Annotated in this window: 10 protein-coding genes; 3 read left to right on the top strand and 7 right to left on the bottom strand. The window is 27.0% G+C overall.

The genetic code is table 11. The features are described from left to right. From ACRC03_RS12755 to ACRC03_RS12725, 7 genes are all read right to left on the bottom strand, one after another. Nucleotides 1-142: helix-turn-helix domain-containing protein (locus tag ACRC03_RS12755; protein WP_438652956.1), on the bottom strand; the 142-nt coding region annotated here is incomplete at its 3' end. Between the two features lie 153 nt (nucleotides 143-295). After that, nucleotides 296-910 (bottom strand): response regulator transcription factor, encoded by a 615-nt coding sequence (locus tag ACRC03_RS12750; protein ID WP_438652955.1) that lies wholly within the window; start codon nucleotides 908-910, stop codon nucleotides 296-298. Between the two features lie 97 nt (nucleotides 911-1,007). Continuing rightward, a complete protein-coding gene (locus tag ACRC03_RS12745; protein ID WP_438652954.1) occupies nucleotides 1,008-1,571 on the bottom strand; it encodes a class D sortase in 564 nt (187 codons plus the stop codon). 10 nt (nucleotides 1,572-1,581) lie between these two features. After that, nucleotides 1,582-2,082, bottom strand: a complete 501-nt coding sequence (locus tag ACRC03_RS12740; RefSeq protein ID WP_438652953.1) for a signal peptidase I — start codon at nucleotides 2,080-2,082, stop codon at nucleotides 1,582-1,584. 52 nt (nucleotides 2,083-2,134) lie between these two features. Then, nucleotides 2,135-3,565 (bottom strand): hypothetical protein, encoded by a 1,431-nt coding sequence (locus ACRC03_RS12735; RefSeq protein ID WP_438652952.1) that lies wholly within the window; start codon nucleotides 3,563-3,565, stop codon nucleotides 2,135-2,137. Beyond that, on the bottom strand, nucleotides 3,558-4,403 hold the full coding sequence (locus tag ACRC03_RS12730) for a hypothetical protein (RefSeq protein ID WP_438652951.1): 846 nt from the start codon (nucleotides 4,401-4,403) through the stop codon (nucleotides 3,558-3,560). The genes ACRC03_RS12735 and ACRC03_RS12730 overlap by 8 nt, the downstream gene beginning before the upstream one ends. An 86-nt stretch (nucleotides 4,404-4,489) precedes the next feature. Then, a complete protein-coding gene (locus ACRC03_RS12725; RefSeq protein WP_438652950.1) occupies nucleotides 4,490-5,005 on the bottom strand; it encodes a hypothetical protein in 516 nt (171 codons plus the stop codon). A gap of 517 nt (nucleotides 5,006-5,522) precedes the next feature. On the opposite strand from ACRC03_RS12725, the gene ACRC03_RS12720 reads away from it, so the two are divergent. The 3 genes from ACRC03_RS12720 (at nucleotide 5,523) to ACRC03_RS12710 (ending at nucleotide 7,054) form a co-directional block, all read left to right on the top strand. Next, on the top strand, nucleotides 5,523-5,690 hold the full coding sequence (locus ACRC03_RS12720) for a hypothetical protein (RefSeq protein ID WP_438652949.1): 168 nt from the start codon (nucleotides 5,523-5,525) through the stop codon (nucleotides 5,688-5,690). A 649-nt stretch (nucleotides 5,691-6,339) separates the two neighbouring features. Next, nucleotides 6,340-6,621 carry an ATP-binding protein gene (locus ACRC03_RS12715; protein ID WP_438652948.1) on the top strand — a complete coding sequence of 94 codons (282 nt, stop codon included), beginning with the start codon at nucleotides 6,340-6,342 and terminating at the stop codon, nucleotides 6,619-6,621. Between the two features lie 316 nt (nucleotides 6,622-6,937). Beyond that, nucleotides 6,938-7,054: a hypothetical protein gene (locus ACRC03_RS12710; protein WP_438652947.1), complete on the top strand. Its 117-nt coding sequence runs from the start codon at nucleotides 6,938-6,940 to the stop codon at nucleotides 7,052-7,054. Nucleotides 7,055-7,521 lie beyond the last annotated feature (467 nt).

Below are 7,521 nucleotides of genomic sequence, written 5' to 3'. Positions count from 1 at the left end.
CATTTATGATTGTATTTATAGGTCTACAAAGTTCTTTTGCGATTTTATAAGGAGAAAGTCCATCATTTAATCTTATCTCTATAGTTGCACGTTCTTTAAAGCTAAGGTGTTTGTTTTTTCTTGAGTTTGTGTTATTATCCATAGTATCCACATCCTTTTTTGTATTGTTTTTTTGTCGTGATTAAATAATAACATAGGATAAGATTACTATGGATTTTTTTTATATTTTTATTGGTTCAATTTCATTATACAATTAAGCTATATTTTTATATTTATATATATCGTTTATTTTAAGCTAGTTATGTATGTTTTTATCTTTTACGTATATGATTATGTCCTGTCTATTTTTCATACTTAATTTATCAAGTATGCTACTTATATGTTTTTTAACTGTATATTCAGTTATTTTCAGGCTTATAGCTATATCCCTATTACTTAGGCCTTTTGCTACTTCCATCATAACTTCATTTTCTCTCTTAGTTAGATGGCTGTGTGTTTTATCAAAGTTATGATTTAGCGCTTTTTGAATACTTTGGCCATCATAAAATTTACTTCCCGATATTATTTTTTTTATAATATATATAAAATCTTCTTCATTTTCTAGGTTAGTTATATATCCATCTACGCCCTGTTTAATTGCTTTGGTGCAAACTGTTTCATTTTTAGAATGATCTAATACTACTACTTTCAAATTACTATTTATTTGTTTAGATTCTGCAACCTTATCTAAGTCTTCCAAAGTTTCGTTATTTGTTTCCATAAATACAACATCATAAGTATTTAAAGTTTCTAATCCAATATCATTTATTGACTCTATTGATTTTACTTTACTAGTTTTGAAGTTATTTATAAATAAACTAGATATAGCTTCCTTTATTATAAATGAATCTGAAATAATTAACATTTTCATCTTTTATTCTCCCCCTTTGATATACTATTCATCAATCTGTTTACTGTTTTTTTAGACTATAGTGTATTATACCTACTGGCCCTAAAAATACATGCTCCTATTTAAGTTCTCCTTGTATTACTAGTCTGTGAGATCCTACATATTTAGGTGTGCATGTTATAAGTGTGATTATTTTTTTGTTATTTTTAGGGTTTAGTACCTCAACTTTTTCAGGGGTTACTACTTCTGTATTAGTTACTATATATGTAAAGGTCCCTGTTTTTGTTACTACTTTTATTTCATCTTTTTCTTCAATTTTGTCTAGGTTGCTGAAGAATTTGTTACTGGTATAACTTCTGTGACCTGCTACTGCAAAGTTTCCTACTCGGCCAGGCATTGCAGTGTTTTTGAAATGACCTACTGCTGTTTTTAGTGTGGTTTTGTCTGTGCCTTCTTGGATTGCTACTTTTAGGTTTATTTTTGGTATTTCTAGTATTCCTATTATGTCCTCTGGTAGTTGAGTTTGTGCCTTATTTTGCTGTTGTGGTTTTGAGTTTATTGTTTTTTCGTATTTTTGAACTACTTTATCATTTGATTTTTGTGTTGTGTAGTTTAGATATACTGTCATTACTATTATTGTTATTCCTATTATTATTAATATTTTTCCTATTATTTTTTTCATACTTTTCATATTATTCATTTTTGCTATATATGATTATTAATATTCCAAGTAATATCATTTCTATTGTTAAAACCCATTTTTGTGATAAGAATTGTATTACAAATCCTGCTTTTGATATGCTAAAGACTACCTTTCCTATTAAGTCATTTGATGTGATTATATCTGAGTCTTGTACGTTGTTGTTATCTCCTTTTGTTATGTATCCTTCATTTGTTTTTTCTATTATTCTATGGGTTATTATTATTCCTTCCTTATCTCTGAATGTTATTATGTCATTTATATCTATATCTGTTTTATTTTTATGTTTTATTACTACCATGTCTCCTGGATAGAATTTAGGTTGCATACTTCCTGATAGCACTGTATATGTTCTATACCCTATTACTTTAAATATTTTTTCTGATTTGGTTGTTAGTAGGTTTAGTGCTAGTATTATAAATATAATTGTTAATGTAATATTTACTATTTTTGATATTTTAGATTGTTTTTTTTGTACTGATTTAGTTTTCATTATTTATCCTCCTTAAAATAAAAGTGGTATCTTTTCAGCTACCACTTTTATCTTATACTTGAGTAACTGTGTTTTTATTTTGTATTTCTGTTATTTTGGGTTCATTTTGTGTTATTACTTCTTTGTATTTATATATATTTACTTCTTCTGGCTTACTTGGATTTTCTATTTCTTCCTTTGGTGGTTCTTCTACTTCTGGTTTACTTGGATTTTCTGTTTCTTCCTTTGGTGGTTCTTCTACATCTGGGTTACTTGGATTTTCTGTTTCTTCCTTTGGTGGTTCTTCTACTTCTGGTTTACTTGGATTTTCTGTTTCTTCCTTTGGTGGTTCTTCTACATCTGGGTTACTTGGATTTTCTATTTCTTCCTTTGGTGGTTCTTCTACATCTGGATTACTTGGATTTTCTAAAAATTTGTGATTCGAGCTAATCACCTGATAATATGCTTGTAATCTATTCTTATTCTTATTCTTATTCATTCTAAATTTTATATTCCATACTTCTGTTATTTCTATTTCTTTATCTTTTTGCTTATCTATAAATTTAATTTCTATATTTAATTGGTTATTTTCACTAAATTCTTTACCTATATTCTTTTTATTAAATTCTTCATCATATTTCTTTTGTATAACAAAATGATATTTATTTTCTTCATCTACTTCTATATTTTTAAATTCTCCGGTATTTTCAAATTCTCCATCTTCCTCTGTTAATACCTTTATATTAGATATTTGTTTAGGTTTATATTCATTTGGTATAAAAATTTTTATTTCTTCTTTATCTTCTTGGAAATGTATATTTAAATTACCTTGAACTACAGGATCTATTTTATCAATATTAACTATATTAGTCTGTACTTCTTTATCTGTAAATCCCGCTATATCATTATGATTTAAATTAATTTGACTAGCAAGCACCTCTGTATTAAATGCTATAGACTTATTAGATATTTCACTTAGTATATCTTCGTTACATGTATTTAAAGATATAGTTGATTTACAATTTAAAACATCTCCTGGATTTAAAATTATTCTATTTCCATGTTTATCTACTAAGTCAATATCTTTAGATGTATTTGATAATTCATCTAAATTTATTGTTATTTCTTCTCCATCTTTATCAATATACAATTTATAATTTATATACTTTAGATAATTATTTTCAATCTTATTGTCTTTATTTAAAGATATTTTTAATTTTAATTGCTCCTTTAAACTTCCTTCGTTTGATATACTAAATTCTTTTGATTCAGTAAAGTTATTATCTTTATTTAATTTTTCCGAATTAAAACCATCTCCTATATCTACATCTAGTGTTCCCATAGTTACAACTAAATCACTTTGTAAAGTTTCACTATCTGTAAACCAAGCATAAGTAGTTATAGTTTGACTTGTTCCTATAGATATTGTCAGAGCTAAGCCACTCATGATAGTTTTTATAAATTGTTTTCTTTTTTTTTCTTTAAGTCTTTTTAATCTACTCATTGTCCTTATCTCCTTTATCTTGAGATGATTTCTTATTTAGTACTACTCCTGTACCTATTGCAATAGTTCCAAGTGCTAATAAACTAGCAGAGTTTATTAGTCCTCCTGTTTGTGGTAACTTATCTGAGCCATTTTCATCTGTTTCTCCATCTACCCCAGTATCTGGATTCGTTGGTGGTTGTGGATTTTCTGGGCCTATTGGTGTTGATGGTTCTAATGGAATTAGTGGTCTTTCTTTATCAGGGTCTTCTGGATCTAATGGTGTTGATGGTTCCAATGGGATTAGTGGAATTTCTTCATCAGGGTTCCCTGGATTTACTACTGATGGTGTATTATCTATTTTATATGCAACTCCTATTCTGAATATATTTTCAAGAGCTTGTGCATCATTATTCATTTCTTCATTCATTTCTATTGTCATATTTAGCAGTGCTTTTCCATTAGACTTTATATTAATTTCTTGTGACAATACTATTCCTTTTTTAGATAGTAAGTTTCCTAACTTATCTTCAAATAGGATATTTCCTTTATACCTTAATTTGACTGTACTATTTTCAGATAATTCGTTAAACTGCTTACTATTTCTATCTAACATTTGATTTGTTTCCAAGTTTTTACACGATTTAAATTCTATATATAATCTGTATATTTTTATATCTTCTTCTTTGTTGTTTGATATATAAAACTCCTTATATTCAGATTTTCCTGGATACCATATTCCATTATCAGAAGTGAATATAGGATCTATGTATATTTCTTTATTTTCTGCATACAAATTCATAGATGAATTCAATATAACTAGCGCCATTATTGTAATTTTAGTTATTATTTTTTTCATATAACTATTCCCTCTTTGTATAAAATAAAGCATTCTAGTAGTTAGAATGCTTTATTTTATTATTGAATTTATTAGTATAGATTAATTTATTTTAGTTGTTCAGCGTTTATAGTAATTTCACTCATAAGTGTATTTAAATCAAATGTTTTACTTTGTTCCCCATTTTCCATTGCTTCTAAAACTTCTACTTCTATAAGGAATCCAACACCCTCATTTGGTACTAATGTTCTATTTTGGATATCGTCTTTTGTAACATTTATTTTTAGCCAATCTTTTAGGTTTTGGTCATCTCCACCTTCAATACTTAGTTTTTGTGTAAGCGTTCCTATATTTTTTACCTCAATTGCTCTAAGAAATTTATCTCCTGGCTTAGCATTAGAAATCAGCTCATTTCCAGCTACTATAGTTTCTGTCTTTCCTCCTGGAGTTTTAACCATCCATCCTTCTCTTTCGCTTACTTGTAATTTAAGGCTTCCTGTATTTATAACTAAATCACCTGTTCTAGTTCCTTTATCTGTAAACAAAGCTTTAGTTCCTACAAAAGTTCCTCCCACTAATAACCCTGCTGCCATTACAAATGCAATTGTTTTATTCTTTTTCATTATTTTACCCCCATTTTATTTATCGTTTATGTATATTTTCTTTGTCTTTATATATATAATATTAACTATATTCTTAGAAAAAGAATATTGCCCTAAATGACTATATTTTAATACTACTATAACCTAATATTAGTTTATTATCTCGTTCTTATACCAGAATTACTATCCTCTTCTTCTTTACCTACTCAATTGTACATCTACCTCATTCCCCCTATGGTATACCTTCGTATAATATCCTTTATCTTTTAATTTATTACTAGTAACTTAATCTGCATTTACCCCCTCTGTCAAATTTTTTGGATAAATATGTTGTTCAAGTTATATATATTTTTTATTTAATCTTTTAATAGTTTCATGTATCACTTCTGCTTGCATAAAATAGAGTATGAGCTAAATAATTATTTTATTTAGAGTCATCTCACACCACCGTGCATACCGTCTCGCACACGGCTGTTCTCTAAGTTCCATGCACTTTTAAATATCTCTTAGAAATACTTATATATCCTATTTCTTGTAAGTGTTTTTGATAGGATTTGCCTGCTGGAGATTTAGTATAAATGCTAAAATTAAAATTAACATAATGACTGAAATAAAAATAAAAACTGTTAAAGAATTATATAAATTAAAAGTTTTAATGGAGGCTAATAATTTGGATAAACCTAATTTTAGTGAACTATCAAGATAATTTGGAATAGATAGAAGAGCTTCAAAAAAATACTTTTTTGATTTTTTAGCTAATGCTTTTGAAACAATTAGTTGTATACCTGAAAAGATTTTAATTGATAATCCGTATACAATGATGAATAAAGCTAGAAGCGAAAAGTCAAAAGGTAAAATAAATCATAAGTTTAATCAGTTTGCATCAGATATTGGTTTACAATAAAATCATGCTTAATATCAAGACCTCAACCTAATGCAAAGGTTGAAAATCCTATGAAAATTATTGATAAAATTATGAACTACAATTGAATATTAAATAATTTAGAAGAACTTCATGAAAAGATTATTATAATAACAAATGAAGCAAACACACGAGTTTATCAAGCAATTGGGCTACCGCCTATAGTTATTTTTAATAAAGAAGAAGATCACATTTTAACACTCTCAAATACTAAAGTATGCTCTCAGTACCTTCGGATTTAATAGGCAAAACTGTATCCATTGAAGTTATTGAAGATAACCTCAATGTGTATTAAAAAAACTATTACAATACACCAATTATCAAAAAATAAAATAAATTACAATAAAGAACATCATACAGAACTTGTAAAACTTACATTTAAAAATAAATAAAAAGAGAACTAAAAGATTTTTCAGAGATGCATTTTAGGGAGTTGGAGAAATTTAATGAACAATTTCAAGTATTACAACGTAATTTACAAGATTTAAAACTAACCTATATGAGTCTAAAAATTGATGAATATATTGCAAATATAAATGAAAATAAGATAAGCATTGTTGATGCTCTATATGAACTAACCGCTCGAGAGATTGAAGTTAAAAACTTTAATGCAACAAATACAATGGTTAAAGTAGCAGGTTTTCCACACCTGAAGGAAATGAAAGATTTTGATTTTGATTTTCAAATTAAAATAAATAAACAACAATTTTTATAATTTTATAGTCTTCGTTTTTTAGAGAATAATAGCAATATAATTTGGATTGGAAATAGTGGTATTTGAAAACGCATTTAGCTACTTCAATAGGGATTGCTGCTAAGAAAAGAGTTATTATATATTTTATAAAATGTAAAGATCTAATAGAACAATTAAAAAATCACATTTAGCAAATAAGCTAGATAGGTAAATAACCTATTGGATAGCAAGAAGCAAAGATATGTTTTCAATTAATAGATAAAATATATTAAAATAAAAGTACTATAGTTACTGGTAATACAAATCTATCTAATTAGAATGAAGTTTTGCTAATCGTATGTTGGCTAGCGCCATATTAGATAGACTAGTTAACCATTCTAGTATAGTTAATATATTAGGAAGTTTCTACAGAACATCTACAGCCTTATCTAAAATTAATAATAAAAAATCATAGAACTTTTATACATAAAAATTTAGGTTAAATTGTACAAAACAATATTGATATTTATATTCGTGTTGCTCAGACCAAGACTTTGCCGTAGCCTTTCTTCAGATTCCACATCACGATGGGACACCCTTGCCCTTAGCTAGCAGTTCCCACTATCAAGCCTGCAACGGACTTTTGTTCCTCCTACTTGGCATACCTAAAAAAGACTACGCACAATATATAGTCTTAATCTTTCTAAAAATATATCATCTCTAATTAAATTCAATGTTCTATAATATATACTAGAATAAAAAAATATATATCAATATCTTAAGTAGGTTTATAGGCTCCTCTATCCCTTGATCCAAATATATTTATTTATTTATTTTTTTTCATTCCTTCTACTTATACTATTACCTTAGTAATATTATAATTTTTACTTATATTATATATATATTACAAATAAAACAAAAGACTATACATAATGTATAGTC

Origin of the sequence: Romboutsia sp., from assembly GCF_051659545.1 — a bacterium.
Taxonomy (GTDB): domain Bacteria; phylum Bacillota; class Clostridia; order Peptostreptococcales; family Peptostreptococcaceae; genus JBOFOR01.
Note: the sequence above shows the minus strand (reverse complement) of the source record. Positions and strands in the feature narration are given on the sequence as shown.